Source organism: Pseudomonas sp. HB05 (assembly GCF_016756915.1).
Taxonomy (GTDB): Bacteria; Pseudomonadota; Gammaproteobacteria; order Pseudomonadales; family Pseudomonadaceae; genus Aquipseudomonas; species Aquipseudomonas alvandae.
In genome coordinates this window covers 133,603-160,563 of sequence record NZ_JAESPG010000018.1, presented here as the reverse complement: position 1 = coordinate 160,563, position 26,961 = coordinate 133,603, and the positions used below count along the sequence as shown (strand labels likewise).

24 protein-coding genes are annotated in these 26,961 nt (G+C 61.9%); 17 read left to right on the top strand and 7 right to left on the bottom strand.

Going from position 1 to position 26,961, the window contains the following annotated elements; translation table 11 throughout:
* Positions 1 to 172: 172 nt before the first annotated feature.
* From JMN22_RS17285 to JMN22_RS17265, 5 genes are all read right to left on the bottom strand, one after another.
* A complete protein-coding gene (locus JMN22_RS17285; RefSeq protein WP_030137680.1) occupies positions 173 to 442 on the bottom strand; it encodes a DUF3613 domain-containing protein in 270 nt (89 codons plus the stop codon).
* 20 nt (positions 443 to 462) lie between these two features.
* Positions 463 to 1,176 (bottom strand): tetratricopeptide repeat protein, encoded by a 714-nt coding sequence (locus tag JMN22_RS17280; protein WP_030137681.1) that lies wholly within the window; start codon positions 1,174 to 1,176, stop codon positions 463 to 465.
* Between the two features lie 56 nt (positions 1,177 to 1,232).
* Positions 1,233 to 2,456, bottom strand: a complete 1,224-nt coding sequence (locus tag JMN22_RS17275) for a type II and III secretion system protein family protein (protein WP_030137682.1) — start codon at positions 2,454 to 2,456, stop codon at positions 1,233 to 1,235.
* Positions 2,457 to 2,928: 472 nt separating this feature from the next.
* Positions 2,929 to 3,336, bottom strand: coding sequence for a PA2817 family protein (locus tag JMN22_RS17270; RefSeq protein WP_030137683.1), 408 nt, complete (start codon positions 3,334 to 3,336; stop codon positions 2,929 to 2,931).
* A gap of 88 nt (positions 3,337 to 3,424) precedes the next feature.
* Positions 3,425 to 5,872 (bottom strand): acyl-CoA dehydrogenase, encoded by a 2,448-nt coding sequence (locus JMN22_RS17265; RefSeq protein WP_198798217.1) that lies wholly within the window; start codon positions 5,870 to 5,872, stop codon positions 3,425 to 3,427.
* Between the two features lie 294 nt (positions 5,873 to 6,166).
* Between JMN22_RS17265 and JMN22_RS17260 the strand changes: the two genes are divergently transcribed.
* The 3 genes from JMN22_RS17260 to JMN22_RS17250 all read left to right on the top strand — a co-directional run bounded on the left by JMN22_RS17260 (position 6,167) and on the right by JMN22_RS17250 (position 8,633).
* Complete coding sequence (locus JMN22_RS17260) at positions 6,167 to 6,790, top strand: glutathione S-transferase family protein (RefSeq protein WP_030137685.1); 624 nt, start codon at positions 6,167 to 6,169, stop codon at positions 6,788 to 6,790.
* A gap of 134 nt (positions 6,791 to 6,924) precedes the next feature.
* Positions 6,925 to 7,857, top strand: coding sequence for an ABC transporter ATP-binding protein (locus JMN22_RS17255; protein WP_030137686.1), 933 nt, complete (start codon positions 6,925 to 6,927; stop codon positions 7,855 to 7,857).
* Positions 7,854 to 8,633: an ABC transporter permease gene (locus JMN22_RS17250; RefSeq protein WP_030137687.1), complete on the top strand. Its 780-nt coding sequence runs from the start codon at positions 7,854 to 7,856 to the stop codon at positions 8,631 to 8,633. Before JMN22_RS17255 ends, JMN22_RS17250 begins: the two co-directional genes overlap by 4 nt.
* 166 nt (positions 8,634 to 8,799) lie before the next feature.
* Here the strand turns inward: JMN22_RS17250 and JMN22_RS17245 are convergent, their stop codons facing one another.
* Positions 8,800 to 9,315: a DUF2062 domain-containing protein gene (locus JMN22_RS17245; protein ID WP_030137688.1), complete on the bottom strand. Its 516-nt coding sequence runs from the start codon at positions 9,313 to 9,315 to the stop codon at positions 8,800 to 8,802.
* Positions 9,316 to 9,459: 144 nt separating this feature from the next.
* On the opposite strand from JMN22_RS17245, the gene JMN22_RS17240 reads away from it, so the two are divergent.
* The 12 genes from JMN22_RS17240 (at position 9,460) to JMN22_RS17185 (ending at position 20,957) form a co-directional block, all read left to right on the top strand.
* Positions 9,460 to 11,706 (top strand): DNA internalization-related competence protein ComEC/Rec2, encoded by a 2,247-nt coding sequence (locus JMN22_RS17240; protein WP_198798216.1) that lies wholly within the window; start codon positions 9,460 to 9,462, stop codon positions 11,704 to 11,706.
* Between the two features lie 96 nt (positions 11,707 to 11,802).
* Positions 11,803 to 12,438, top strand: coding sequence for a MotA/TolQ/ExbB proton channel family protein (locus tag JMN22_RS17235; protein ID WP_030137690.1), 636 nt, complete (start codon positions 11,803 to 11,805; stop codon positions 12,436 to 12,438).
* On the top strand, positions 12,435 to 12,863 hold the full coding sequence (locus JMN22_RS17230) for an ExbD/TolR family protein (protein ID WP_030137691.1): 429 nt from the start codon (positions 12,435 to 12,437) through the stop codon (positions 12,861 to 12,863). Before JMN22_RS17235 ends, JMN22_RS17230 begins: the two co-directional genes overlap by 4 nt.
* Positions 12,863 to 13,873, top strand: a complete 1,011-nt coding sequence (gene lpxK / locus JMN22_RS17225; RefSeq protein ID WP_030137692.1) for a tetraacyldisaccharide 4'-kinase — start codon at positions 12,863 to 12,865, stop codon at positions 13,871 to 13,873. The genes JMN22_RS17230 and lpxK overlap by 1 nt, the downstream gene beginning before the upstream one ends.
* 23 nt (positions 13,874 to 13,896) lie before the next feature.
* Positions 13,897 to 14,082: a Trm112 family protein gene (locus JMN22_RS17220; protein WP_003179363.1), complete on the top strand. Its 186-nt coding sequence runs from the start codon at positions 13,897 to 13,899 to the stop codon at positions 14,080 to 14,082.
* Complete coding sequence (gene kdsB, locus JMN22_RS17215; RefSeq protein WP_198798215.1) at positions 14,079 to 14,843, top strand: 3-deoxy-manno-octulosonate cytidylyltransferase; 765 nt, start codon at positions 14,079 to 14,081, stop codon at positions 14,841 to 14,843. The genes JMN22_RS17220 and kdsB overlap by 4 nt, the downstream gene beginning before the upstream one ends.
* Entirely contained in the window at positions 14,843 to 15,307 is a 465-nt protein-coding gene (locus JMN22_RS17210; protein ID WP_198798214.1) for a low molecular weight protein-tyrosine-phosphatase, read from the top strand. Before kdsB ends, JMN22_RS17210 begins: the two co-directional genes overlap by 1 nt.
* Positions 15,304 to 16,323 carry a UDP-N-acetylmuramate dehydrogenase gene (murB, locus tag JMN22_RS17205; protein ID WP_198798213.1) on the top strand — a complete coding sequence of 340 codons (1,020 nt, stop codon included), beginning with the start codon at positions 15,304 to 15,306 and terminating at the stop codon, positions 16,321 to 16,323. Before JMN22_RS17210 ends, murB begins: the two co-directional genes overlap by 4 nt.
* Before the next feature lie 269 nt (positions 16,324 to 16,592).
* Positions 16,593 to 17,063 (top strand): (2Fe-2S)-binding protein, encoded by a 471-nt coding sequence (locus tag JMN22_RS17200; RefSeq protein ID WP_030137696.1) that lies wholly within the window; start codon positions 16,593 to 16,595, stop codon positions 17,061 to 17,063.
* Positions 17,060 to 19,375, top strand: a complete 2,316-nt coding sequence (locus JMN22_RS17195) for a xanthine dehydrogenase family protein molybdopterin-binding subunit (protein WP_198798212.1) — start codon at positions 17,060 to 17,062, stop codon at positions 19,373 to 19,375. The genes JMN22_RS17200 and JMN22_RS17195 overlap by 4 nt, the downstream gene beginning before the upstream one ends.
* Positions 19,375 to 20,346: an XdhC family protein gene (locus JMN22_RS17190; protein WP_030137698.1), complete on the top strand. Its 972-nt coding sequence runs from the start codon at positions 19,375 to 19,377 to the stop codon at positions 20,344 to 20,346. The genes JMN22_RS17195 and JMN22_RS17190 overlap by 1 nt, the downstream gene beginning before the upstream one ends.
* A gap of 20 nt (positions 20,347 to 20,366) precedes the next feature.
* Complete coding sequence (locus JMN22_RS17185; RefSeq protein WP_198798211.1) at positions 20,367 to 20,957, top strand: nucleotidyltransferase family protein; 591 nt, start codon at positions 20,367 to 20,369, stop codon at positions 20,955 to 20,957.
* A 479-nt stretch (positions 20,958 to 21,436) separates the two neighbouring features.
* On the opposite strand, the gene rne is transcribed toward JMN22_RS17185, so the two are convergent.
* A complete protein-coding gene (gene rne / locus JMN22_RS17180; RefSeq protein WP_198798210.1) occupies positions 21,437 to 24,634 on the bottom strand; it encodes a ribonuclease E in 3,198 nt (1,065 codons plus the stop codon).
* Between the two features lie 700 nt (positions 24,635 to 25,334).
* Here rne and rluC point away from each other — a divergent pair.
* Entirely contained in the window at positions 25,335 to 26,291 is a 957-nt protein-coding gene (rluC, locus tag JMN22_RS17175; RefSeq protein WP_030137701.1) for a 23S rRNA pseudouridine(955/2504/2580) synthase RluC, read from the top strand.
* The gene (locus JMN22_RS17170; RefSeq protein WP_198798209.1) at positions 26,281 to 26,943 is read left to right on the top strand and encodes an HAD-IA family hydrolase; all 663 of its coding nucleotides are present in this window, start codon (positions 26,281 to 26,283) and stop codon (positions 26,941 to 26,943) included. Before rluC ends, JMN22_RS17170 begins: the two co-directional genes overlap by 11 nt.
* Positions 26,944 to 26,961 lie beyond the last annotated feature (18 nt).

Here is a 26,961-nt window from a genome sequence, read left to right as displayed (position 1 = left end):
CGAAAGCGGTGGGTCAGTCAATGCAGGTGTTGGCTGTGGTTCCGCCTTCGCGAGCAAGCCCGCTCCCACAGGCGTTTAGTCAATGCCTTCAGCCAAAAGACCGCAGCCCCCGGCAACTCCCTACATCAAGCGTAGGGGTGTCGGAGGCTGCGGTCTTTATGCTTGCAACGCTTCACTCACTCTTGCTGACGTCTCCCCCCATGTCCTGGTCGAAGAACATCGGGATCGGGTAAGTAAAGCTGTTGAGCCAGCGCTGCATGGCCAGCTCGCGTTCGGCGGCCGAGGCGGTTTGCAGGTTGGTGGAGGCCACCACGCCGCGGATTTGCAGTTGCATCCAGCTCTCGGTCCCTTGCTGCGCCGCCGAAGACGGGCCTGGGTCGATCGCCCAGGCGGAAGTGGACAGGCAAGTCAGGCATACGATCAACAATTGTTGGGTCTTCATCTCTCGGACTCCTCGAAACGCTACTTGACCGCGCCGGTAGAGGCATCGACGACCTCGGTCAGGCGGTTCGATTGTGAGGTCGTTGCATTACCGGCAGAGCCGCGGATTTTTTCCGCACGGGCTTGTGCATCCGCCACCTGTTGGGGGCTCAGCTTGGCCATGCTCGCCAGTTCCGCCGCCTGCTTCCAGTTGTCCTGGTAGATCAGCAGGGTCACCATGTTGAGCGCAGCCAGCGTGTTTGACTGCTGCAGTTCCATGGCCGTCATGAACTCGAAGCGGGCTTGGGGAATCCGCTTTTGATTGAGGTAGACAACCCCCAGGTCATTGCGGATTTTTCCTTCGGTGGGCGCCATCTTTGCTGCACGTTCGAGGTGTTCCGTGGCGTTGGCGTTGTCATTCTTGGCAGCGGCCAATTGACCAAGACCATGTTCACCATCGGCAGCCAGGCAAGTTCCAAGCAGGCTTTTATACAAAGGCTCGGCCTCGCTGCGTCCCATCAGGCGCAGCACCCGGGCCTTGCGCAAACGGACCTGGACCAAGTCTTCGGGCAAGCGTTCGAGGTTCGCCAGGCTGGCATACAAGCGACCTTCATTGGCCATGTCATCGGCCAGGTTAAGGGCCAATTCCTGATCGGCGCCGGGCTTGGCGCAACTGGCCGCGCTCGACGCCACGGTGCCATGGCTGGCACAACCGGCGAGCATCAAGGTCGCCGTTATCGCAATCATTGCTTTCATCCCATGCCCCTTGGAAACCGGTTGAATGGCTGGCGCTTCGCACTGCACGTAGCGGCTCATTGGGACAGCCCGCTGCGGTTATCGAACTCGCCATGTTCAAGGAAATACATGCGGTAGAAATTCGGGTCGTAATTGCGCAGTTGCTCGCCCGGCAAAGTAGGCAGTTGCGCGTCGGCGGCCAGCGGTTGGACCAGGTGCGGGGTGACAATCATCAACAGCTCGCGCTCTTCGCGGTTGATGGAGTTATCGCGAAAGAACGCGCCGAGAATGGGTATATCCCCCAAACCGGGAAACTTGTTCACCTGTGAGCTGTTGCGGGTACTGATCAGGCCGCTGATGACGAAGCTTTCGCCATCGGCCAAAGCGATGCTGGTATCGGTGCGGCGCACGGTCAGGGCGGGTACCAGCGTCCCGGCGATGTTCACGGCGTTGGTGAAATCCAGCTCGCTGACTTCTGGCGCGACTTTCAACGCGATGCGGTTTTTGCCGATCACGGTGGGCGTCAGGGTCAGGCGGATGCCGAATTCCTTGTACTCGATGGACACGTTGTCGCTGCCGGCACTGGGCACGGGAATCGGCACTTCGCCACCGGCCAGGAAGCTGGCGCTCTGCCCGCTGAGGGCCACCAGGCTTGGCCGCGCCAGGGTGTAGGCGAAGCCGCTGCCTTCCAGGGCGTTGATCATCAATAGCGTCTTGCCGGTGGCGAACGACAGATTGAACATATCGTTATTGACCGGCAAGGAGGGCCGGACGATACCGCCGACGGTGGGCAAGGTTCTCGGCGAGCCAAACAGGAAATTGCCTCGTGTGCCGAGAATGGAGGTCGAGGCCTCCTTGAGTTTGGTCCGGCTGACTTCGACGAAACGGATGTCGGTCTGCACTTGGGCGAGCAGCATCGGGTCGTCCGACGGCACGCTTGCTGCGCTGGTCAGTGCAGTGGTGGCTCGGCCTGTCACGAAAACCATGCTTTGACGGGGAATTTTCGAACAGGCCGTCCACACCATCAGGCTGGTGGCGCCGGGCATGAGGCCCGTAAGAATGAAGGCATCGTTGCCGCTGGGTTGCACATCGGCGATTTTCGGATCGCCCACCGCCAGCTTTGTGACGGGAGCAAGAATACGCAGCTCGCTCTGCAGGCCCTGGCCAACCTCGAAGGTGGCGGGCAAATTGTCCAGTTGGGAACAACTGTCCGCCGCAGCGTAAGCCGCATCCAGGCCGAGGCCCATCCAGAACAAACCATGAACAAGGTGTTTCAACGCGGGCACAGTACGATAGCTCATAAAATGATCCTCGACAGACAGGCCGTCCCTAGGCTAACCAGTGCCTCGGATCATTTATGGGGCCCGGGCTGCCCCCCCATTTTCATCAAATCACTCAATGTCGCCGGCAATTGGCCTGGGGCACATTGGACGTCCTGACTGGATGGCACGCGGTACTCAGCACATCTTGAAACGCCCTTGATAGCCGGGCTGGCGAGCAGAACGACGGTTGCCAATCAGGTCGGCTATGGATCGGTTCGCCTGTTCCCTGCTCGCTTCTGATTGACAGTAGTTCAACGCTGGCAAAGCGCCACGGCGTTTGTGAAAAAAACGTCTAAAAAGTGACGGGGGCGAAAAGCATGGGGTTGAGTGCGTCAATAATTTGTCTTTCGCTGTTATTCAGCAGGACAAATCCCAGGCGCCGCCATCAACAAAAAGCCGCAAAAAAGCCCGCAGGGTTAAACCGTGCGGGCCTTTGCATTGCTGCTTGCGATCAGTGCTTGCTGTCCTGATCCGACATTGCCAGCAATTGTTTTTCCTGGTTCCAATCGAAGGGCTCGTCGTTTTGTTCTGCTTCGAAACGACGCTCCTCCAGGGCCTGGTACAGACTGATTTCTTCGTCGGGCATGTAGTGCAGGCAATCACCGGCGAAATACCACAGCAGGTCGCGGGGGACCAGGTGGGCAATCTGGGGATAACGGACGATCACCTGGCACAGGAGATCCTGACCCAGGTACTGGCTTTCGATCGGGTCGACGGGCAGTTGCGCGCGCAGGTCATCAAAGCGCTCCAGGAACAGCGCATGGCTTTCTTCGGGAACCTGTTCGGCCTCACCCACGGCGACCAGGATGCTGCGCAAGTGGTCAAGCAAGACAAGGTGATCGGCAACGACATTGGACACGAGATAAGTCCTCAAGAGCAAAACGGGCGCAGGAGTATAAAGTGCCTGCGCCTGCTTTTACATGCTAGTGATCAGATCGCCGTCCGGATCACCGGACTTTGTCCTCGGCGAGCGTCAAGGCTTCCTTATCGAAGTCATCCACGTCGATGACCTTGCGCCGTGCCGCCTCGGCCGCGCGCAGGGTCTGTGCTTCACCGGCCTGCAACACGCCTGCTTCCAGGGCTGCATCGATGAGGTGTTCTCCGGGGGCCGGATTGAGCTGGCCCTGCTTGAGGGCAGCATGGATTTTTTTATGCAGCGGATGGGCTGCGGCCAGCAGGTCGGCAGCGTGTTGCAGCGCGCCCACCGGATCGTCGGTGGATTGCGGGCGATAGCAGCCCTGTAGCAACTCTTCCAGGGTCGGGTCGCCCTTGGAACGTCCGATAACAGCCGCGACCTCGGCATCGAGCCTGTCGCTCGGTCCCCTGTGGCGACGACCCAAGGGGAACACCACCAGGCGCAACAGGCAGCCCAGCACCCGGTTGGGAAAGTTGCCCAGCAGTTCGTCCAATGCGCGCTCCGACTGGCCCAGGCTTTCTTCCATGGCCCACTGGAACAGTGGCGCCATGTGGTCCGGCGAATCGAGATCGTGATATCGCTTGAGGGCAGCCGAGGCCAGGTAAAGGTTGCTCAACACGTCACCCAGTCGGGCAGACAAACGCTCGCGGCGCTTGAGCTCACCGCCCAGCAACATCATGCTCAGGTCCGCCAGCAGGGCGAATGCTGCCGCCTGCCGGTTGAGTGCGCGGAAATAACCTTGGCTCAGGGCATTGCCTGGCACGTTGTCGAAATGCCCCAGGCCCAGGTTGAGCACCAGCGTACTGGCGGCGTTGCTGATGGCGAAACCGATGTGCTTGAGCAGCAGCCCGTCGAATTCGAGCAACGCCTGGTCCTTGTCTTCGCGGGTGGCCAGGGCCATTTCCTTGAGCACGAAGGGATGGCAGCGGATGGCGCCCTGGCCGAAGATCATCAAGTTGCGCGACAGGATATTCGCGCCTTCCACGGTGATGAAAATCGGTGCGCCTTGCCAACTGCGCCCCAGGTAGTTGTTCGGCCCCATGATGATGCCCTTGCCGCCATGCACGTCCATGGCGTGGCTGATGCATTCGCGGCCGCGTTCGGTCAGGTGGTATTTGAGGATCGCCGACAGCACCGAAGGTTTTTCGCCGAGGTCCACCGCGTTGGCGGTCAGCATGCGCGCGGCGTCCATCAGCCAGGCGTTGCCACCGATCCGCGCCATGGCTTCCTGGATGCCTTCGAACGCCGACAATGGCACGTTGAATTGTTCACGCACCTGGGTGTACTGGCCGGTGACCAGGCTGGTGAACTTCGCCGCGCCGGTACCGACCGCCGGCAGGGAAATCGAGCGGCCGACCGACAGGCAGTTCATCAGCATCATCCAGCCCTTGCCGAGCATGGCCTGGCCGCCGATGAGGAAATCCAGGGGGATGAAGACGTCCTTGCCCCAGTTCGGTCCGTTCATGAAGGCGGCGCCGAGGGGCAGGTGGCGACGGCCGATGTGGACGCCGGGCGTATCGGTAGGAATCAGTGCCAGGCTGATCCCCAGGTCTTCTTCGTCGCCGAGCAAGTGGTCCGGGTCATAGGCCTTGAAGGCCAGGCCAAGGAGCGTGGCGACCGGGCCAAGGGTGATGTAGCGCTTTTCCCAGTTCAAGCGCAGGCCGAGGGTTTCCTCGCCTTGCCATTCGCCTTTGCAGATGATCCCGGTGTCTGGCATCGCCCCGGCGTCGGAACCGGCCAATGGACCCGTCAATGCAAAGCAGGGGATGTCGTCGCCACGGGCCAGTCGCGGCAGGTAGTGGTTGCGTTGTTCGTCGGTGCCGTAATGCAGGAGCAGTTCCGCCGGACCGAGGGAGTTGGGGACCATCACGGTGGAAGCCAAGTCGCCGCTGCGGGTCGCGAGTTTCATTGCCACCTGGGAATGGGCATAGGCGGAGAACCCCTTGCCGCCGTATTCCTTCGGAATGATCAGGGCGAAGAAACCGTGCTCCTTGATATGTGCCCAGGCTTCTGGCGGCAGGTCCATGGCCTGGCCGATCTGCCAGTCGCTGACCATCGCGCAAAGCGCTTCGGTTGGGCCATCGAGGAATGCCTGTTCTTCTTCGGTCAGTTTTACCTTGGGATAGGTCAGCAGCAGGTCCCAGTCCGGCCGGCCGCTGAACAGTTCGCCATCCCACCACACCGTGCCCGCGTCGATGGCATCGCGCTCGGTCTGCGACATGGGTGGCAGGGTCTTCTGGAACCAGTCGAACATCGGCGCGCTGAAATATTTGCGGCGCAGGTCCGGCAGCAGCAGCGGCGTCGCGATGGCGGCGAGCACCAGCCAGAGAAGGAGCATCAGCCAGTCGGGCGCATGGCTGGCGACACCCATCGCCAGCAGGTAGACCGCGACAATACCCAGCGCCGGTAGCGGGGCGGTGCGCCGATGCGCCAGCCAGGCGACTCCGATGACCAGAACCAGTATCCACAACAACAGCATAAGTGATCCTCCGTGAACCAAGGCAAAACCGACCTTCAGAGCGTAGACGGCCCGTGCAAAACCGGCGGTAGGCGCAATGGGACTGATTTCGTGGGAAACCCTCCCTGTATTGCGCCAGTCTGGTTGGCAACAGCCGTGGGAAATCGTTCGTTGCCGAAGTGAGAAAACGTCATTGTTTGGCGTAAATGCCCTGGCGGCTCAGGAAGGTTTGGCGGTGCGCTCTCGCTCGGTGATTTGAGCCATTGCTGATCCGGCGTATGCTGCTGCGGCATTTATCCATCGAGGGAAGCCGTGATGCTGAAGATCTGGGGCCGGAAGAATTCATCGAACGTGCGCAAGGCGTTGTGGTGCGCCGAAGAACTGGGGCTCATCTATGAGTCTGTTGATGCAGGCGGCGCGTTCGGTGTGGTGGACACGCCCGAATACCGCGCGAAGAACCCCAACGGCCGGGTTCCGATGATAGAAGACGACGGCTTCGTGCTCTGGGAGTCGAACACCATCGTCCGGTATCTGGTTGCTCGCCACGCCCCGGATTCCGCCTGGTACCCCGCTGACGTACAGGCCCGGGCCACGGCGGAAAAATGGATGGATTGGACGACGTCGAGTTTTGCCGCACCGTTTCGCACGGTGTTCTGGGGCGTCTTGCGCACCCCAGCCGAGCAGCAGGATTGGGCCGCCATCAAGGCTGCGATCAAGGAATGCGAAGACCTGCTGGCAATGGTGGAGCAGACCCTGGGCCAACAGCCTTACCTTAGCGGCAATGAAATCGGCATGGGCGATATCCCCCTGGGCAGTTTCATTTATGCCTGGTTCGAGATGCCCATCGAGCGTGCCGCGCTGCCCAATGTGCAAGCCTGGTACGCACGGCTCCAGCAGCGTCCGGCCTATCGCAAAGCCGTGATGACCGCGTTGACTTAATACTTACTATCGACACGCTTCACTGTACTTGTGCGGCGACGCCACGCACCATTGCCTTCGTGCGGGTGGTTGCATTGCTCGTCGCACGCCCTTATCTATTCTTCTCTTTTCCCCTTCTTGGTGCGTAATCCGATATGAGTTCCGCTCTGTCCATACGGCAGTTAACCAAAACCTACGGCAACGGTTTCCAGGCCCTGAGTGGTATCGATCTGGACGTCGCCGAAGGTGATTTCTTCGCCTTGCTTGGCCCTAACGGCGCCGGCAAGTCCACCACCATCGGCATTCTTTCCACCTTGGTGAACAAGACCAGCGGCACGGTCAACGTGTTCGGCCATGACCTGGACCGCGCTCCCGCCGCGCTCAAGCGCTGCATTGGCGTGGTGCCCCAGGAATTCAATTTCAACCAGTTCGAAAAGACCTTCGATATTGTCGTGACGCAGGCCGGCTACTACGGCATTCCGCCGAAAATCGCCAACGAACGCGCCGAGCAATACCTGACCCAACTGGGGCTGTGGGACAAGCGTGATGTGCCGTCCCGCTCGTTGTCCGGCGGCATGAAGCGCCGCCTGATGATCGCCCGTGCGTTGGTGCACGAACCGCGCCTGCTGATCCTCGACGAACCGACCGCGGGCGTGGACATCGAGTTGCGCCGTTCGATGTGGACCTTCCTGACCGAATTGAACCAGAAAGGCATCACCATCATCCTCACCACGCATTACCTGGAAGAGGCCGAACAGCTGTGCCGCAACATCGGCATCATCGACCATGGCACCATCGTCGAGAACACCAGCATGCGGCAGTTGCTGAGCCAGTTGCATGTGGAGACCTTCCTGCTCGATCTCAAGCATGACCTGAGTGTCGCCCCGCAGCTCATCGGCTACCCGGCTCGGTTGCTCGACGGCCATACCCTGGAAGTCCAGGTCGACAAATCCGCCGGCATCACCGGGCTGTTCACTCAACTGGCCCTGCAAAATATTGAAGTGCTGAGCCTGCGCAACAAGACCAATCGCCTTGAGGAGTTGTTCGTGTCCCTGGTGGAAAAAAACCTGGCGAAGGTGGCGGTATGAGTTCCGAACTGCGACCCAACCTGATCGCCCTCAATACCATTGTCTACCGTGAAGTCCGGCGCTTCATGCGGATCTGGCCGCAGACCCTGCTGCCCCCGGCCATCACAATGGTTCTGTACTTCGTGATCTTCGGCAACCTGATCGGCCGGCAGATCGGCGACATGGGCGGCTTCACGTACATGGACTACATCGTGCCGGGGCTGATCATGATGTCGGTGATCACCAACTCCTACGGCAACGTCGTGTCGAGTTTCTTTGGCAGCAAGTTCCAGCGTTCGATCGAAGAACTGATGGTCTCGCCGGTTTCGCCCCATACAATCCTGATCGGCTTCACTTTGGGCGGTGTGTTGCGAGGGTTGGCGGTGGGCCTGATCGTGACGCTGCTGTCGCTGTTCTTCACCAATCTACAGGTGCATCACCTGGGGGTGACGATCCTGGTGGTAGTCCTGACGGCCACGATCTTTTCGCTGCTGGGTTTCATCAATGCCGTCTTCGCGCGCAACTTCGATGACATCTCCATCATCCCGACTTTCGTGCTCACGCCGTTGACTTACCTCGGTGGCGTGTTCTATTCGATCTCGTTGCTGCCACCGTTCTGGCAGACCGTGTCCCTGGCCAACCCGGTGCTGCATATGGTCAACGCGTTTCGCTATGGGATCCTTGGGGTTTCGGACATTCGGATCAGTATTGCGATTACGTTCATGCTGGTGGCGACTGTTGTGCTTTATGTGGGCTGCGCGCGGTTGCTGGTCAGCGGCCGCGGGATGCGCACCTGACAAGACGCATCGCCTTCTTCGCGAGCAAGCCCGCTCCCACATTCGATATTCAGTGAACGCCAGATCAGCGTTCGACATAGATCAGTGTGAGAGCGGGCTTGCTCGCGAAGAGATCCATCAGAACACCACAATAAAGGCCTCCATTCCCAGGAGGCCTTTATGCATCTCACTTACGGCTTTTTTTGCGCCGCCGCCACTGCCGCGCCACCCACCAGCGCCAGTAACTCATGGTCACGAAGTAGGCCAAAGCCCCAAGCACCAACCCAGTCACCACCGAACCCAGCAGAAACGGCTGCCACAACGTTGACAGTTGATTGGTAATCCACTCCCAAGTCAATTCGTCCGGCAGCGTACGGGCGGGCACGTCCATCAGCCAGGCGCCGGTTTGATAGGTACAGAAAAATACCGCAGGCATCGTGATGGGATTGGTCAGCCAGACCAGGCTCACGGCAATCGGGATGTTGCCGCGAACCATGATGGACAGTGCGGCGGCCAGCAACATCTGCAAAGGAATGGGTAAAAAAGCGGCAAACAATCCGACAGCCATTGCCCGCGCCACTGAATGGCGATTGAGGTGCCAGAGGTTGGGGTCGTGCAGCAGGGTGCCAAGAAAGCGTAAGGATTTGTGTTCCCGAATGCTCGCAGGGTCAGGCATGTAGCGTTTGAATAGGCGCCGGGGCATAAGGCTTCTCGGTCGGGTCAAAGCAGTCAGGCCGCAAGTATGTCCGGATTCTACGGCCGGCAGATTCAGACTTTGTGACAATTGATAACGTTCGCGGTGCCGCAGACCGGCTAAGCCTTAGAGGGAACTCTCAAGGATGGGCTTATGCGCACAGTGATGATCGCGCTCGCACTCGGGTTGCTGGTCCCGATTTTCTTACCGGCGTTGCCGCCACCGTGGCTGATCGTGGCGATGGCGATAACAGCGCTGGTCATGCTGCCGTTTCGCACCTGCCCGGCCAGTTTTTTTCTTCTCGGATTGGCCTGGGCCTGCGTTGGGGCGCAGCTTGCGCTGGATGACCGGTTGCCCGCTGCCCTGGACGGTGAAACCCGCTGGGTCGAGGGAAACGTCGTCGGTTTGCCGCAATACGGTGAGGGCATGGTGCGTTTCGAGCTTGCCGATGCCCACTCCCGACGCACGCGCTTGCCTGCGTTGATGCGCCTGGCCTGGTATGGCGGGCCGCCGGTCAGGAGCGGTGAAAAGTGGCGCCTGGCAGTGAAGCTCAAGCGGCCCGTCGGGTTGCTCAACCCCCATGGTTTCGACTACGAAGCGTGGCTGCTGAGCCGCGGCATCGGCGCGACCGGCACCGTCAAGGAGGGTTTGCGGGTGCAGCCGGCGCAGGGCGCTTGGCGCGATGGAGTGCGCCAGGCGTTGGCAAAGGTCGATGCCCAAGGGCGTTCCGGTGCGCTGATGGCGCTGGTGCTTGGCGACGGGGCTGGATTGAGCCGCGAAGATTGGCAAGTACTGCAAGACACCGGCACGGTCCATCTGCTGGTGATTTCCGGCCAGCACATCGGCCTGTTTGCCGGCTTGGTGTATCTGCTGGTGGCTGGCGCGGCGCGTTATGGCGTTTGGCCGGCGCGTCTGCCGTGGTTGCCCTGGGCCTGCGCCTTGGCTTTCGTCGCCGCTGTGGGCTACGGCTTGCTCGCCGGATTTGAAGTGCCGGTGCGGCGGGCCTGCACGATGATCGGTCTGGTGTTGCTGTGGCGCTGGCGTTACCGCCAAGCCGAACCTTGGTGGGCCTGGCTGCTGGCCTTCATCGGCGTGTTGATGTTCGATCCGCTGGCGAGCCTGCGCCCCGGGTTCTGGTTGTCGTTTGCCGCCGTCGCGATATTGATGTTCACCTTCGGCGGTCGCCTGGGCCCTTGGCGCTGGTGGCAGACCTGGACCCGAGCCCAGTGGCTGATTGCGCTCGGCCTATGCCCGTTGTTATTGATCCTTGGCTTGCCGGTCAGCCTGAGCGGTCCGTTGGTCAACCTGGTGGCGGTGCCCTGGATCAGTTTGCTGGTATTACCGGCGGCACTGCTTGGCACGGCGTTGCTGCCGGTTCCGGGCGTCGGGGAAAACCTGTTGTGGGTCGCCGGTGGGTTGCTCGATCTGCTGTTCAAAGGCCTCGAACTGGTTGCAGGGCGAATGGCGGCCTGGATGCCTCCCGCTGTCCCGTTGTGGGCGCTGTGTATCGCGGCGCTCGGCGCTGTGCTGTTGTTGCTGCCCAAGGGCCTGCCACTGCGTGTCCTGGGTTGGCCGATGTTGATGCTGATCGTGTTTCCTCCTCGGGAACAGGTGCCCCACGGACGCGCCGAAATCTGGCATTTTGACGTCGGCCAGGGGCTGGCAGTCCTGGTGCGTACCCATCGGCATGCGTTGCTTTATGACGCGGGGCCACGCTTTGGCGAGGCCGATGCAGGCGAGCGCGTGGTGGTTCCGACCTTGCGCAAGCTTGGTGTGGGACGGTTGGACCTGATGCTGCTCAGCCATGCCGACGCTGATCATGCCGGCGGAGCACAAGCGGTGCGCAATGGGTTGGCGACGACTCGGGTCATCAGCGGCGATCCTGATGCGCTGCCCGCCGATCTGCTGGCGGCGCCGTGCGACAGCGGCGAGAGCTGGGAATGGGATGGGGTCCGGTTCGAGCTGTGGCGCTGGGCGTCAGCGGTCGAAAGCAACCAGAAGTCCTGCGTCTTGCTGATCGAAGCCGACGGCGAGCGCTTGCTGTTGACCGGAGATATCGATGCCCACGCCGAGCGAGCCATGCTCGATGGCCCGCTGGGGGCGCCGATTCATTGGCTGGCCGCGCCGCATCATGGCAGTCGCAGTTCGTCGTCGATGGCGCTGCTGGCGCGTCTCAAGCCGCATTCGGTATTGATTTCCCGAGGGCGAAACAACGCATTCGGCCACCCGCATCCCTGGGTCATGCAACGCTATAGGAAATTCGGCATGGCAATCCACGACAGCGCCGAGCAGGGCGCCATTCGTCTGCAACTGGGTGCATTCGAACCCGCGCACACCGAGGCTGGGAATCGCCGCTACTGGCGCGAGCCGCCGTCCGCTGGGCCGTCGCCCCGGCATTGACCTGCCTCAGTGTTGTGGGTTGCGTTGTTGGCTGGGCGGGCCTGCACGGCGAGTCTGTATGATAAAGTGGCGCACTTTTTCGAGGGGGCTGTCACTGTGTGGGAATTGGTCAAATCCGGCGGCTGGATGATGTTGCCGATCATTCTGAGTTCCATCGCGGCACTGGGTATCGTTGCCGAACGCCTGTGGACCCTGCGGGCCAGTCGCGTAACCCCGGAGCATTTGCTCGGGCAGGTCTGGGTCTGGATCAAGGACAAGCAACTGAACAAGGACAAGCTCAAGGAACTGCGGGCCAGTTCGCCGCTGGGAGAAATCCTTGCCGCAGGCCTGGCCAACTCCAAGCATGGTCGCGAGATCATGAAGGAATGCATCGAAGAGGCGGCGGCCCGGGTCATCCATGAACTGGAGCGCTACCTCAATGCATTGGGCACCATCGCCGCCATGGCCCCGTTGCTGGGTTTGTTGGGCACGGTGCTGGGCATGATCGATATTTTCAGCGCCTTTACCGGTACCGGCATGACCACCAATGCGTCGGTGCTGGCGGGCGGTATTTCCAAGGCCTTGATCACCACCGCCGCCGGTTTGATGGTGGGGATCCCCTCGGTGTTTTTCCATCGTTTCCTGCAGCGCCGCGTCGACGAGTTGGTGGTCGGCATGGAGCAGGAAGCCATCAAGCTGGTCGAGGTGGTGCAGGGCGACCGTGATGTGGACCTGGCCGGGGGCAAGAAGTGAAATTCCGCCGCAAACCACGGGAAAACATCGAGATCAATCTCGCGTCGCTGATCGACGTGGTATTCATCCTCTTGCTGTTTTTCGTCGTGACGACCACGTTCACCCGGGAAACCCAGCTCAAGGTCGAATTGCCGGAGGCCGTCAGTGGTTCGCCGGCTGAAGACCAGCAATTGAAGAGTCTCGAAGTCACGATCAGCGCCGAAGGGACGTTCTCGGTGAACAACCATTTGCTGCCAAAAAGTGACCTCGCCAGCCTGATCGAGGCCTTGCAGAAGGAATCCGGCGGAGACACCAGCCTGCCGCTGTCCATCAGCGCCGACGGCAAGACGCCCCATCAATCGGTCATCACTGCCATGGACGCAGCCGGCAAGCTCGGCTTCAGCCATCTGCGCATGACGACGGTCGAGGCGGCGCCTGCACCTTGATGGCCATGTCCGATCGATTGCTTGCCGCCTGGTATGAAGGGCATCCCGCCCTGGCGCTGCTGCGACCGCTGGAGTGGCTGTACCGCCGCGTCGTGGTCGGCAAGCGCGAGCGTTTCCTGGCGGGCGAGGGTGAGATCTACCAGCCGCCCGTGCCGCTGGTCGTGGTCGGCAATATCACGGTAGGTGGCACTGGCAAGACGCCGTTGATCCTGTGGATGATCGAGCATTGCCAGCGCAGTGGCCTGCGGGTCGGCGTGGTCAGTCGGGGCTATGGTGCCAAGCCGCCGCAATTGCCTTGGCGAGTCGAGGCCAGCCAAGGCGCCGATGTCGCGGGCGACGAGCCGCTGCTGATTGTCCAGCGCACCGGTGTGCCATTGATGATCGATCCCGATCGCAGCCGGGCTGTCCAGGCTTTGCTGGAGGCCGAGCCGCTGGACCTGATCCTGTCCGACGACGGCATGCAGCATTATCGGCTGGCCCGCGATCTCGAGTTGGTATTGATCGACAATGCCCGTGGCCTGGGCAACCGGCGGTGCCTGCCCGCCGGCCCGTTGCGCGAGCCGGTCGAGCGCCTGCAATCGGTCGACGCCGTGCTGTTCAACGGCGCTGCCGCTGATCGCGACGACGGCTTTGCCTTCGAATTGCGGCCCACCGCGCTGGTCAACCTGGCCAGCGGTGAACGGCGCCCCATCGACCATTTTCCAGCGGGCCAGGCCCTGCACGCCGTGGCCGGTATCGGCAATCCCCAGCGTTTCTTCAAGACCCTCGAAACGCTACACTGGCGGCCCATACCGCACGGGTTTGCCGACCATGCCGAATACAGCGCCCAGGCCTTGAGCTTCACGCCGTCCCTGCCGGTGGTCATGACGGAAAAGGACGCAGTCAAATGCCGCGCCTTCGCCGCGCCCGACTGGTGGTACCTGGCGGTGGACGCAGCTCCGTCGCCGGCCTTCGCGGACTGGTTCGATACGCAGCTGATGCGCCTGTTGCCGGATCGACTCTTGCCTTAACACGTTTTATCCAGGGGAATTACATGGACACCAAACTGCTCGATATCCTGGCTTGCCCGGTCTGCAAAGGCCCGCTCAAGCTCAGCGCCGACAAGACCGAGCTGATCAGCAAGGGCGCCGGATTGGCCTATCCGATTCGCGACGGCATCCCGGTGATGCTCGAGAGCGAAGCCCGCACCCTGACCACTGACGAGCGCCTGGATAAATGACCACTGCCTTTACCGTTGTCATTCCGTCGCGTTTTGCCTCGACGCGTTTGCCTGGCAAGCCGCTGCTGTTGATCGCCGGCAAGCCGATGATCCAGCATGTCTGGGAGCAGGCCAGCAAGAGCAGCGCCCAACGCGTCGTGGTCGCGACCGATGACGCGCGCATCGAGGAAGCTTGCAAGGGCTTCGGCGCCGAGGTGGTAATGACCCGTGAGGATCATAATTCCGGTACCGATCGTCTGGCGGAGGTGGCCGTTAAGCTCGGTCTCTCGCCCGACGCCATCGTGGTCAACGTGCAAGGTGACGAGCCGATGATTCCGCCCAGCGTGATCGATCAGGTCGCGGCCAACCTGGCGGCTCACCCCGAAGCGCAGATGGCTACCCTGGCCGAGCCGATCGAGGACGTGCAGACCCTGTTCAATCCCAGCGTGGTCAAGGTCGTCAGCGACCTCAATGGCCTGGCGCTGACCTTCAGTCGGGCGACCTTGCCGTGGGCCCGGGAGGCATTCGCCAAGAACCCGGACGTGTTGCCCGAAGGCGTGCCGTACCGTCGTCACATCGGCATTTATGCCTACCGCGCCGGTTTCCTCGAGGACTTCGTGGCGTGGGGCCCGTGCTGGCTGGAAAACACCGAATCCCTGGAACAACTGCGTGCCTTGTGGCACGGCGTGCGAATCCATGTTGCCGATGCGCTGATCGCCCCGCCCACCGGTGTCGATACCATTGAAGACCTTGAGCGCATCCGTCGCCTGTTGGAGGCTTGATGCGGGTTTTGTTCGTCTGTCTGGGCAACATCTGCCGGTCGCCGACTGCTGAAGGTATCTTGCGCTACAAGTTGCGCGAGGCCGGGCTGGAGGGGCAGGTGGAAGTCGCTTCCGCCGGTACCGGCGACTGGCACGTCGGCAAGGCGCCGGACAAACGCAGCATGGCCGCGGCTCTGCGTCGCGGCTACGACTTGTCGGCCCAGCGTGCCCGGCAGGTGACGCGGGCCGATTTCGCTGCCTACGACCTGATCCTGGCGATGGACAGCAGCAACCTGCGCAATCTCAAGGCCCTGCAACCGGTCAATGCCCGCGCGGAACTGGATCTGTTCCTGCGTCGTTACGAGGCCGAACTCGACGACGTACCAGACCCGTACTACGACGGTGAGCAAGGTTTCGAGCAGGTGCTGGACCTGATCGAGCGCGCCACGGATCGTCTGGTGATCGAATTGAAGGGGCGGTTATGAGCTTGCAAGTCCAGGCTGACGTCAGCCTCAAGCCGTTCAACAGCTTTGGCGTCGACGTAAACGCCCGGCTGTTCGCTGAGGCCAATAGCGATACGGATGTTCGCGAGGCCCTGGCTTACGCCGCGGGTCACGACGTACCGTTGCTGGTCATTGGCGGCGGCAGCAACCTGTTGTTGACCGGTGACATCGACGCCTTTGTGCTGCGTATGGCCAGCCAGGGAATCCGCATGCTCAGCGATGACGGTGAGCGCGTGGTGGTCGAGGCCGAAGCAGGGGAGCCGTGGCATCCATTTGTCCAGCACACGCTGGCCCAAGGTTGGGCGGGCCTGGAAAACCTCAGCCTGATTCCCGGTACGGTGGGTGCGGCGCCGATGCAGAACATCGGAGCCTACGGCGTTGAGATAAAGGACGTCTTCGCGGGCCTCACCGCGCTGGATCGCTACACCGGTGAGCTGCGCGATTTCACCCTCGATGAATGTGCTTTTGCCTACCGCGACAGCCTGTTCAAGCAGCAGGCCGATCGCTGGTTGATCCTGCGGGTGCGTTTCGCCCTCAGTCGTGTCGCTCATTTGCATCTGGAGTACGGCCCGGTGCGCCAGCGGTTGACCGAACAAGGCATCGACCAGGCAACGCCCACGGATGTCAGCCAAGCTATCTGCAGCATCCGCAGCGAAAAACTCCCAGACCCGGCCGTGCTGGGCAACGCCGGCAGCTTCTTCAAGAATCCGTTGGTGCCAGCCGCTCACGTGGCGCATCTCAAGGAGCAGTACCCCGACCTGGTGGCTTATCCACAGCCTGGCGGCCAAATGAAAATCGCCGCCGGCTGGTTGATCGAACGGGCCGGCTGGAAAGGTTTTCGTGAAGGCGACGCCGGGGTGCATAAGTTGCAGGCGCTGGTGCTGGTCAATTACGGCGATGCCACGGGGCTGGAGTTGCTGGACCTGGCTCGGCGGATCCAGAAGGACATCGCGGAGCGGTTTCAGGTTGATCTTGAGATGGAGCCTAATCGGTACTGACAGGCACCTCGCAACCGCGAGAAGAAAAACGCCCTGCATGACCTGCACAACGTGATTCGTGCAGGATTGTGCAGGGCGTTTTGCTTGTTCCTGGGTTAATTTAATTGGCTGACGATGCGAGCATTCGTATCCACAAGGCCCGGTGCAGACGCTTGCTTGCGTGTGCACAAGAGAGCCCGATTTAGCCTGAGCCAGTCTGCGATACCGAACCGATAACCCAACGGCAGATGGCTCGACCCACATAACTCGATAACGATGCGGGCGTGCCCATGATTACCCTGAAACTCAATGGAAAAGACCACTCACTGGATGTGACCGAGGACATGCCGCTGCTGTGGGCGATCCGAGACGTGGCCGGCTACAACGGCACCAAGTTCGGCTGCGGCATGGGCTTGTGCGGCGCGTGCACCATTCATATCGACGGCGCCCCGGCGCGCAGTTGCATCACGCCGATTGGCTCGGTGAAAGGCCAGGAGATCAGCACCATCGACGCACTTCACGTCGACCCGGTCGGGCAAGTGGTCCAGAAGGCCTGGTTGGATACCGCGGTGGCCCAGTGCGGTTACTGCCAGGGCGGGCAAATAATGTCCGCCACGGCGTTGCTCAAGACCAACCCCAACCCCAGCGACGAGCAGATCGAAGAAGCCATGGCTGGCAACATTTGCCGCTGCGGCACGTATAACCGGATCAAGACCGCGATCCGCCAGGCTTCCACCCACTTGAAGGAGGCCAAGGCATGAGCCGTCTGCCCAATGATTTCGTGCTGAGCAACCTCAGTCGTCGGGGTTTCCTCAAGGGCGCCAGCGCTACCGGCGTGCTGGTGTTGGCGGCCACCTGGGGGTTGCCGGATGCCTTCGCCGAAGAGAAGAAATACGGCGCCGAGGGGATGCCCCATGGCGCGGTCGATGACCCTAATATTTACGTAAGCATTGCCGCCGACGGCAGCGTGACGGTGATCTGCAACCGTTCGGAAATGGGCCAGGGTGTGCGCACCAGTCTGAGCATGGTGGTGGCCGACGAACTGGACGCCGACTGGGCACTCGTCAAGGTTCGGCAAGCACCGGCGGACGAAGCGCGTTTCGGCAACCAGGACACTGACGGTTCACGCAGCATGCGTCACTGGTACGAGCCGATGCGTCGCTGCGGTGCCGCCGCCCGGACCATGCTCGAACTGGCCGCCGCTGCCCAGTGGAAGGTGCCGGTGGGCGAATGCCGCGCGCAACTGCACAAAGTGGTGCACCAGCCTTCAGGTCGAGAGTTGGGATATGGCGAGTTGGCCTCCGCCGCCAGTGCCTTGCCAGTGCCGGGGCGTGACAGCCTGCGTCTCAAGCAGCCGTCGGAGTTCCGCTATATAGGCAAGGAAGCGAGCCGCGCCATCGATGGTGCGGACATCGTCAACGGTCGCGCGGTGTTCGGCGCCGACGTGCATTTTGATGGCATGCTCTACGCCGTCGTGGCGCGTCCGCCGGTCTATGGCGGCAAGGTCAAGTCCGTTGACAGCAGTGCAGCGCTGAAAGTACCGGGCGTGGTCAAGGTGCTGCAGATCGAGGGGCGTCCGTTGCCCTCCGAATTCCAGCCCCTGGGCGGCGTCGCCGTAGTGGCGAAGAATACCTGGGCGGCGATCAAGGGGCGCGAAGCACTGAAGATCCAGTGGGACGATGGCCCGAATGCCGGTTATGACTCCATTGCCTACCGCAAGGAACTGGAAGCGGCCGCCCGCCAGCCGGGAAAAGTCCTGCGCAGCACCGGCGACCTCGACGACGCATTGGCCAAGGCCGACTCGACGTTGGAGGCTTCGTACTACCTGCCGCACCTGTCCCAGTCGCCCATGGAACCCATGGTCGCTGTCGCCCGGTTCAAGGACGGTCAATGCGAAGCCTGGGCGCCGAGCCAGGCACCCCAGGTTACCCGTGAGCGCGTGGCGGAACGCCTGGGCATTCCTTTCGAGAAGGTCACGGTCAACATCACGTTGTTGGGTGGCGGTTTCGGGCGCAAGTCAAAGCCCGACTTCGTCGTCGAAGCGGCCGTGCTGGCCAAGGAGTTCCCCGGCCAGGCAGTACGGGTGCAGTGGACCCGTGAGGACGACATTCATCATTCGTACTTCCACACCGTCTCGGCCGAATACCTGAAGGCCAGCCTGAACCAGGACGGGTTGCCCTCCGGTTGGCTGCACCGCACCGTGGCCCCGACCATCACCGCGCTGTTCGCGCCGGGGATGACCCATGAAGCGCCGTTCGAAGTGGGGATGGGCGTGACCAACATGGCCTACGCCATTCCCAACATGCGCCTGGAAAACCCTGAAGCGGTGGCCCACACGCGGGTTGGCTGGTACCGCTCGGTGTCGAACATTCCCCATGGGTTCGCGATCCAGAGCTTCATTGACGAACTGGCCCACAAGGCCGGCCAGGATCCGCTGAAATATCACCTGAAGCTGCTCGGCCCGGACCGCAAGATCGATCCGAACAGCCTCAATGACAGTTGGAACTACGGTGAATCTCCCGAGCGCTATCCCATCGATACGGCGCGGATCCGCACCGTGCTGGAAACCGCCGCGAAGGCTGCCGGTTGGGGGCGAGAGTTGCCCAAGGGCCGCGGGCTGGGGCTGGCGGTGCATTACAGCTTCGTCACGTATGTCGCGGCGGCGATCGAAGTCGAGGTCAAGGACGACGGCACGGTGATCGTGCACAAGGCTGATATTGCCGTGGACTGCGGCCCGCAGATCAACCCTGAACGCATCCGTTCGCAGTTCGAAGGCGCCTGCGTCATGGGCCTGGGTAACGCGATGGTCGGCGAGATCAGTTTCAAGGACGGCAAGGTCCAACAGGATAATTTCCACATGTACGAAGTCGCTCGCATGTCCCTGGCGCCTAAGGAGGTAGCGGTGCACCTGGTCACTTCGCCGGGCGAGGTACCGTTGGGCGGCGTTGGCGAGCCGGGCGTGCCGCCGATTGCGCCAGCCCTGTGCAACGCCATCTTCGCCGCCACCGGCAAGCGTATCCGCGATCTGCCCGTGCGTTATCAGCTGCAAGGCTGGCAGCAGGCCAAAGCCTGATGGACAGCGTTGACCTGAACGTATTGCGCAGCGTGCTGGAATGGCGCCGCGCCGGGCAGCGAGTGGTGTTGTTTACCGTGGTTCAGACCTGGGGCACCGCGCCAAGGCCTCCGGGAGCCATGTTGGCCCTGCGCGAGGATGGCGTGGTGATTGGTTCGGTGTCGGGCGGCTGTGTCGAGGATGACTTGATCGCCCGGTTGCACGACGGTCGGATTCCGGCGGAGGGGCCGCCGGTGCAACTCATTACCTACGGCGTCACCCGCGAGGAGGCGGCGCGCTTTGGCCTGCCGTGTGGCGGCACCTTGCGCCTGACGGAGGAGCGGGTGGGCGATCCACACTGGGTTGCCGAGTTGCTGGAGCGTTGCGAGGCCCATGAGATCGTCGCCCGTGAGCTGACGGTGGCCAGTGGTCGCGTGACTCTGGTTCCGGCGAGCAAAACCGACGCCCTGGTGTTCGATGGGCAGGTGCTGCGCGCCATTTATGGGCCGCGATGGCGGCTGTTGCTGATCGGCGCCGGGCAACTGTCTCGCTACGTGGCGGAAATGGCTCGCTTGCTGGATTTCGAGGTGTTGATCTGTGACCCGCGCAAGGAGTTCGTCTACGGTTGGGAAGAGCAACATGGCCGCTTTGTCTCGGGTATGCCCGACGAAGCGGTGCTGAGTATCCAGACCGACGAGCGCACGGCCATCGTGGCCCTGACCCATGATCCACGCCTGGACGACATGGCGCTGCTCACGGCCCTGGACTCCAAGGCTTTTTATGTGGGTGCCCTGGGGTCGCGGGTCAACAGCCAGAAGCGCCGGGACAATCTGGCTCAGCTAGGCTTGTCTGCGGAGGCGATTGGACGCCTGCATGGACCGATCGGCTTGCACATCGGCAGCCACACCCCGGCGGAAATCGCCTTGTCGCTGCTGGCGGAAATCGTGGCCATCAAGAATGGCGTGGAACTGCGGCAGAAAAAATCGCTGTAGGCCGTGGGCGAGGAGGGCGAATGGGAAAGTCGATAGGCGTGATTATCCTGGCGGCGGGATCGGGCAGCCGTTTCCGTCAGGTGGCTGGTGCGGAAAAGGATAAGTTGCTGGCCGATTGTGCGGGCCGAGATGGCGCCGTCAGATCGGTGATCGAGCATGTACTGGTCAACCTGCCGGCCTCGTTGGAAAAGCGTGTGCTGGTGACAGGCAAGGGGCGGCCGCAAGCCATTCGCATGGCCCAGGCTTACGGGTGCGACTTCGTGGAACTGGACTCGCCCGGGTTGGGCGACAGCATTGCGGCGGGCGTCCAGGCCTGCCCGGACCTTGATGGGTGGCTGATGATCTTGGGCGATATGCCTTTTATCCTGCCGTCGAGCATCGAGCAGGTCGTTGCAGGAATACGTGAGGATGGCATCAGCGTGCCAGTCCTGGCTGGCGAGTACGGGCATCCGGTGGGATTTGGTCGGGAGTTTGGGCCGAAACTGATGGCGCTGACCGGGGATCGTGGTGCCAAGGTGTTGTTTGCCGGGGCGCAGGTGCTTGAAGTGCCGGTGGATGATCCTGGCGTGACCTGGGATGTCGATGTGCCAGAAGCACTGGCCTTCAAATAACAGGCGACTCAAAACCTGTGGGAGCGAGCTTGCTCGCGAAAGCGGTCTGACATTCATTATTGATGCAAGCTGACCCGACGCCATCGCGAGCAAGCTCGGCTCCCACAGTGGATCTTCAGTGGTGCATAAATCTTGTATCCGACCCCGGCCCCCTGTGGGAGCGAGCTCGCTCGCGATAGCGGTCTGACATTCATTATTGATGCAAGCTGACCCGACGCCATCGCGAGCAAGCTCGGCTCCCACAGTGGATCTTCAGTGGTGCATAAATCTTGTATCCGACCCCGGCCCCCTGTGGGAGCGGGCTTGCTCGCGAAAGCGGTCTGACATTCATTATTGATGCAAGCTGACCCACCGCCTTCGCGAGCAAGCCCGCTGCCACAACGATCTTCGATGGGCATCAGGTCCCTGTGGATAAGTCTGAAGGCATAAAAAAGCCCCGCCTGGCATCACCAGGCGGGGCTTTTTACTGGGCGATGGAATCAGGCGTGAGGTTTAGGCTCGTGCTCTTTTTCCAAGGCTTCAGTGTGACGTGGCGCGACTTCGACTTCTTCAGCGGAGTGCTGGGGTTCGTCGAGCGCCGGGGCTGGTTCGGCTGGGGTTTCAGCGACCGGGGCAGGGGCTGCCTCGACGACTTCTTCCACGACCGGAGCCGGTTCGGCAGCAGGCGCTTGAGCGGCGGCAGCGGCGGCTTGTTCAGCTTCCTTCTGCAGGCGCTCGGCTTCACGCTTGCGACGACGCACTTCACGTGGATCGTTCGGTGCGCGGCCATTCGCGGTCAGGGCACTGGCAGGTGCAGGCTCTTGCGCGGGGGCAGGCGCTTCGACAGCCACCGGTGCTTCGACCACTGGAGCAGGTTCGACCACTTCTGGCTCGACCGCTTGCACGGGCTCTGGCGTTGGCTCAGGCTCGACAACAGGTGCCGGTGCGGCGGGCTCTGCGGTCCAGTTGAACGCAGTCTGCTCCTCGCGGGCAGGCTCTGGCGCCTTTTCCTCTGCCGGTGCTTCGACAACCGGTTCGGCAGCGACGATGGGCGCTTCAACAACGGGCGCAGGCTCGGCGGCGACTTCAGCTTCAGGCTGGGCTTCACGTACCGGCGCGAGTTCCACTTCTGGCGAAGCGGTGACTTCTACCGGGGCAGTGGATTCGACGACAGGCGCTTCAACCGGCGCGTTCTCCACCGCAGCGGTGGCGCGCTCAGCCTGCTCGTTTGCCTGGGCTTCGGCTGGGGCGCTGATCGCGCTGCTGGCAACGGCCGCAGTGACGGCCAGGCCGGCGGCCAGGTCAGCGGCGCTTGGCGCTTCGGCGTTCTCGGTGGACTCGGATTCTTCCGAACCTTCGATCACGTTGCCGTTGGCATCGCGCTGACGCTCACGACGGTTGCTGCGACGACGCTGGCCGCGGGAGCGGCGACGTGGACGATCGCCTTCGGCGGTGTCCTGGCCGTCTTCCTGCAACGGCTCTTCGGCGTTCAGCACTTCTTCTTCGCTGGCAGCGGCGGCGGCTTGCTCGGCGCGTGGCTGGCGTTCCTCACGTGGCGGACGCGGTGCGCGTTCTTCACGAGGCTGGCGGGCCGGACGCTCTTCAGCGGTGGCGGCAGCAGCGGCCGGGGCGGCATCCAGTGGCTCGCGCAGTTCGCGAACACGTTCCTCACGCTCGCCACGCGGCTTGCGATCTTCACGCGGTGCGCGAGGCTGACGCTCTTCACGCGGCGGACGCGGTGCGCGTTCTTCGCGGGCTACGGCTGGCACTTCCTCACGGACTTCGCGAGGCTGGCGTTCTTCACGCGGCTCGCGTGGCGCGCGCTCTTCACGCGGTGCACGTTCTTCGCGGGGCTTGCGCTCTTCGTCGCGACGACCGTTGCGGTTGCGGGTCTGCTGGCGACCGTTGCGGCGTTCTTCGTTGCGGGCAGGGCGCTCGGTGGCGGCCGGCTTGGCGACGACGGCCGGGGCGGCAGGTTCTTCCTTGGTGGCGAACAGGCTGACCAGGGACTTCACCAGGCCTTTGAACAGGCTTGGCTCTGGTGCTGCGGCCGGAGTGGCAACCGGAGCGGCCACTTCGGTCGGAACCGGTGCGTTGGCGCGGGCCGGAGCGGTCTTGACCGCTGCTTCCTGGCGAACCAGGGTGCGAGTGGCGGCAGCTGGCTGGACGTCTTCCACTTCGGCAGCGGCAGCAGCGATTTCGTAGCTGGACTGGTTGGTGTGGGCTTCCGGGCTGTCATCGCGCAGGCGCTGCACTTCGAAGTGCGGCGTCTCGAGGTGATCGTTCGGCAGGATGACGATGCGGGCACGGGTGCGCAGTTCGATCTTGGTGATCGAGTTGCGTTTTTCGTTGAGCAGGAACGCGGCCACCGGGATCGGCACTTGGGCGCGGACTTCGGCGGTGCGGTCTTTCAGGGCTTCTTCTTCGATCAGGCGCAGGATCGCCAGGGACAGCGATTCGACGTCACGGATGATGCCGGTGCCGTTGCAACGCGGGCAAACGATGCCGCTGCTTTCGCCCAGGGATGGACGCAGGCGTTGACGGGACATTTCCAGCAGGCCGAAGCGCGAGATGCGACCGACCTGTACGCGGGCGCGGTCGGCTTCCAGGCATTCACGGACCTTTTCTTCCACGGCGCGCTGGTTCTTGGCCGGGGTCATGTCGATGAAGTCGATGACGATCAGGCCGCCGATGTCACGCAGGCGCAACTGACGGGCGATTTCTTCGGCGGCTTCAAGGTTGGTCTGCAGGGCGGTTTCTTCGATGTCGCTGCCTTTGGTGGCGCGGGCCGAGTTGATGTCGATGGACACCAGGGCTTCGGTCGGATCGATGACGATGGAACCGCCGGACGGCAGCTCGACGACGCGCTGGAAAGCGGTCTCGATCTGGCTTTCGATCTGGAAGCGGTTGAACAGCGGGACGCTGTCTTCGTAGAGCTTGATCTTGCTGGCGTACTGCGGCATCACCTGGCGGATGAAGGTCAGGGCTTCGTCCTGGGCTTCGACGCTGTCGATCAGCACTTCGCCGATGTCCTGGCGCAGGTAATCGCGGATGGCGCGGATGATCACGTTGCTTTCCTGGTAGATCAGGAACGGCGCGGAACGATCCAGCGAGGCTTCTTTGATGGCGGTCCACAGTTGCAGCAGGTAGTCGAGGTCCCACTGCATTTCTTCGCTGCTGCGGCCCAGGCCGGCAGTGCGAACGATCAGGCCCATGTCGGCAGGTGCGACCAGGCCATTGAGGGCTTCACGCAGTTCGTTGCGCTCTTCGCCTTCGATGCGGCGGGAAATGCCGCCGGCACGCGGGTTGTTCGGCATCAGGACCAGGTAGCGGCCGGCGAGGCTGATGAAGGTGGTCAGGGCGGCGCCCTTGTTGCCACGTTCTTCTTTTTCGACCTGGACAATGACTTCCTGGCCTTCGCTCAGGACGTCCTTGATGTTGACGCGGCCTTCTGGGGCCTTCTTGAAGTATTCGCGGGAGATTTCTTTGAGGGGCAGGAAGCCGTGGCGCTCGGAGCCGAAATCGACAAAGGCAGCCTCAAGGCTTGGTTCGATGCGAGTAATCCGGCCTTTATAGATGTTGGCCTTCTTCTGCTCGCGTGCACCGGATTCGATATCCAGGTCGTAGAGGCGCTGGCCGTCTACCAGTGCAACACGCAACTCTTCGGGTTGAGTTGCGTTAATCAGCATTCTTTTCATGTAGTACCGTCGGTTTCCGGGCTGCCGGAAACGGCGTTCGGCACACACGACTTCTCACGGTCGGTGTCAGGTGCGTCCTGGAGATGGCAGTGCCATTCCAGTGTCCAGCGAGTTCGACCCAAATGGCGGTGAAGTCGCGACGGACGCGTCCTGCTTGCTGGTACTCAAGCACTCAGTCAGGAGGAGGAATCAACCGGCGCCTGTGGACGAGATGAAGCGTCTAAATATAAGCCTAGTGCTACACAGTCCGACGGTTGTACATCTCCACCCTACACGTATCCCTGATAATTCGGGTGCTGCCGCGCGCAGAATCCGCAGCGGGTTGGCATTTACCGTGAGCTCCGAAAGGGGAGGTCACGCATCATGGCTAATTTAGGCGTTGTTTCCGAAGCTCTCGCTCGGGGTCGTTTCCGGGTGACTGCACTTTGTGAACTGGCCGTGAATGTGGCGCGCAAGGCGAGTCAGAACTCTGCTTTGCGGCGTATTTCAGGCCTCATGTCACCTGCGCTCGTTACACCTGCAAACTCTGCCGTTACGTAGCAAGAACCCCGTAGGACGGCCTCTCGTCCTCGTGAATTGCGTTGGTCAGGGCCGGTTTTTGACCGCTAGTCCGCTGTCCAGCCACTTTTGGCGGCGTTCGCGACTATAGCAGCAATGATTAAGTGCTTCAATTCCATAAAAAATTGTTATGATCGCCGCCATGACGACTACTGCCCCTTCGACCCCTGGCGTTCAACTGCTCGAGGTCTCGCCGGAATATGCCGGCCAACGAATCGATAATTTCCTGCTGGCCCGGCTCAAAGGCGTGCCCAAGACCTTGATTTACCGCATCTTGCGCAAAGGCGAAGTGCGGGTGAACAAAGGTCGGATCAAGCCCGAATACAAGCTGCAGGCCGGCGATGTCGTGCGCGTACCGCCGGTTCGCGTGCCTGAGCGTGATGAGCCGGTGCCTTTGGCCCAAGGCCTGCTGCAACGCCTGGAAGCCTCCATCGTCTACGAAGACAAAGCGCTGATCGTGGTCAACAAGCCTGCGGGCATCGCGGTCCACGGCGGCAGCGGCCTGAATTTCGGCGTGATCGAAGCCTTTCGTCAGTTGCGTCCGGACGCCAAGGAGTTGGAGCTGGTCCATCGCCTCGACCGCGATACTTCCGGTCTGCTGATGATTGCCAAGAAGCGCAGCATGCTGCGCCACTTGCACGAGCAATTGCGCGGCGATGGTGTCGACAAGCGCTACATGGCGCTGGTGCGTGGGCGTTGGGATACCTCCATCAAGCAAGTCCGCGCACCGTTGCTCAAGAGCAACCTGCGTTCAGGCGAGCGCATGGTGGAGGTCAACGAGGAAGGCAAGGAGGCGCTGACCGTGTTCAAGGTGCTTCGGCGTTTCGGCGACTTTGCCACCATGGTCGAGGCCAAGCCGGTCACCGGGCGTACCCACCAGATCCGCGTCCACACGCTGCATGCCGGACACTGCATCGCCGGCGACAGCAAATACGGCGATGACGATTTCACCAAGGAAATCCGCGACCTGGGTGGCAAGCGCCTGTTTCTGCATGCCTACATGTTGACTGTGCCACTGCCCGATGGCGGCGAGCTGAAATTGCAGGCTCCCGTGGATGACATGTGGGCCAAGACCGTGGAGCGGTTGAGTGCATCCTGACTACAAGCTGCTGATATTCGATTGGGATGGCACTCTGGCGAACTCCATCGGTCGGATCGTGGACGCGATGCACGTTGCGTCGGATCGTACGGGGTTTGCCCGGTGCGATGATCTGGCGGTAAAGGGCATCATCGGTCTCGGCTTGCCGGAGGCGATTCGCAGCCTGTACCCGGAAATCGAGGAGGGTGAGCTGATCGTTTTTCGCCAGCATTACGCCGACCACTACATCGCCTTGGAAGCCGAGCCGTCGCCGCTGTTTGACGGCGTGGTGGAAACGCTCGATGCCTTGCGCGAAGAGGGGTATCACCTGGCAGTCGCAACCGGCAAGGCCCGGCGTGGGCTGGATCGGGTATTGAAGGCCCATGGCTGGGAAGATTATTTCGATATCACCCGTGCGGCGGATGAAACCGCGAGCAAGCCACACCCGCTGATGCTTGAGCAGATTCTCGCCCATTGCGATGTATCGCCTGGGCAGGCGCTGATGGTCGGCGACTCATCGTTCGACCTGCAGATGGCCCGCAATGCAGGCATGGGTTCGGTGGCTGTCAGCTACGGCGCGCAGACGATCGAGGCGTTGAAGGCCTTCGAGCCGTGCCTGGCGATTGACCGCTTTCCTGAATTGCACGCCTGGTTGAGCCGGCGTACCGATTAAGTTTTGATGGAGTGGCAT

Coding starts and splice junctions, on each gene's coding strand:
- JMN22_RS17255 (WP_030137686.1), top strand. CDS start 6,925: ATGAGTTCCGCTCTGTCCATACGGCAGTTAACCAAAACCTACGGCAAC.
- rne (WP_198798210.1), bottom strand. CDS start 24,634: ATGAAAAGAATGCTGATTAACGCAACTCAACCCGAAGAGTTGCGTGTT.
- JMN22_RS17210 (WP_198798214.1), top strand. CDS start 14,843: ATGCGGGTTTTGTTCGTCTGTCTGGGCAACATCTGCCGGTCGCCGACT.
- JMN22_RS17275 (WP_030137682.1), bottom strand. CDS start 2,456: ATGAGCTATCGTACTGTGCCCGCGTTGAAACACCTTGTTCATGGTTTG.
- JMN22_RS17200 (WP_030137696.1), top strand. CDS start 16,593: ATGATTACCCTGAAACTCAATGGAAAAGACCACTCACTGGATGTGACC.
- kdsB (WP_198798215.1), top strand. CDS start 14,079: ATGACCACTGCCTTTACCGTTGTCATTCCGTCGCGTTTTGCCTCGACG.
- rluC (WP_030137701.1), top strand. CDS start 25,335: ATGACGACTACTGCCCCTTCGACCCCTGGCGTTCAACTGCTCGAGGTC.
- JMN22_RS17240 (WP_198798216.1), top strand. CDS start 9,460: ATGCGCACAGTGATGATCGCGCTCGCACTCGGGTTGCTGGTCCCGATT.
- JMN22_RS17245 (WP_030137688.1), bottom strand. CDS start 9,315: ATGCCCCGGCGCCTATTCAAACGCTACATGCCTGACCCTGCGAGCATT.
- JMN22_RS17185 (WP_198798211.1), top strand. CDS start 20,367: ATGGGAAAGTCGATAGGCGTGATTATCCTGGCGGCGGGATCGGGCAGC.
- JMN22_RS17285 (WP_030137680.1), bottom strand. CDS start 442: ATGAAGACCCAACAATTGTTGATCGTATGCCTGACTTGCCTGTCCACT.
- lpxK (WP_030137692.1), top strand. CDS start 12,863: ATGGCCATGTCCGATCGATTGCTTGCCGCCTGGTATGAAGGGCATCCC.
- JMN22_RS17280 (WP_030137681.1), bottom strand. CDS start 1,176: ATGAAAGCAATGATTGCGATAACGGCGACCTTGATGCTCGCCGGTTGT.
- JMN22_RS17250 (WP_030137687.1), top strand. CDS start 7,854: ATGAGTTCCGAACTGCGACCCAACCTGATCGCCCTCAATACCATTGTC.
- JMN22_RS17265 (WP_198798217.1), bottom strand. CDS start 5,872: ATGCTGTTGTTGTGGATACTGGTTCTGGTCATCGGAGTCGCCTGGCTG.
- murB (WP_198798213.1), top strand. CDS start 15,304: ATGAGCTTGCAAGTCCAGGCTGACGTCAGCCTCAAGCCGTTCAACAGC.
- JMN22_RS17195 (WP_198798212.1), top strand. CDS start 17,060: ATGAGCCGTCTGCCCAATGATTTCGTGCTGAGCAACCTCAGTCGTCGG.
- JMN22_RS17260 (WP_030137685.1), top strand. CDS start 6,167: ATGCTGAAGATCTGGGGCCGGAAGAATTCATCGAACGTGCGCAAGGCG.
- JMN22_RS17220 (WP_003179363.1), top strand. CDS start 13,897: ATGGACACCAAACTGCTCGATATCCTGGCTTGCCCGGTCTGCAAAGGC.
- JMN22_RS17190 (WP_030137698.1), top strand. CDS start 19,375: ATGGACAGCGTTGACCTGAACGTATTGCGCAGCGTGCTGGAATGGCGC.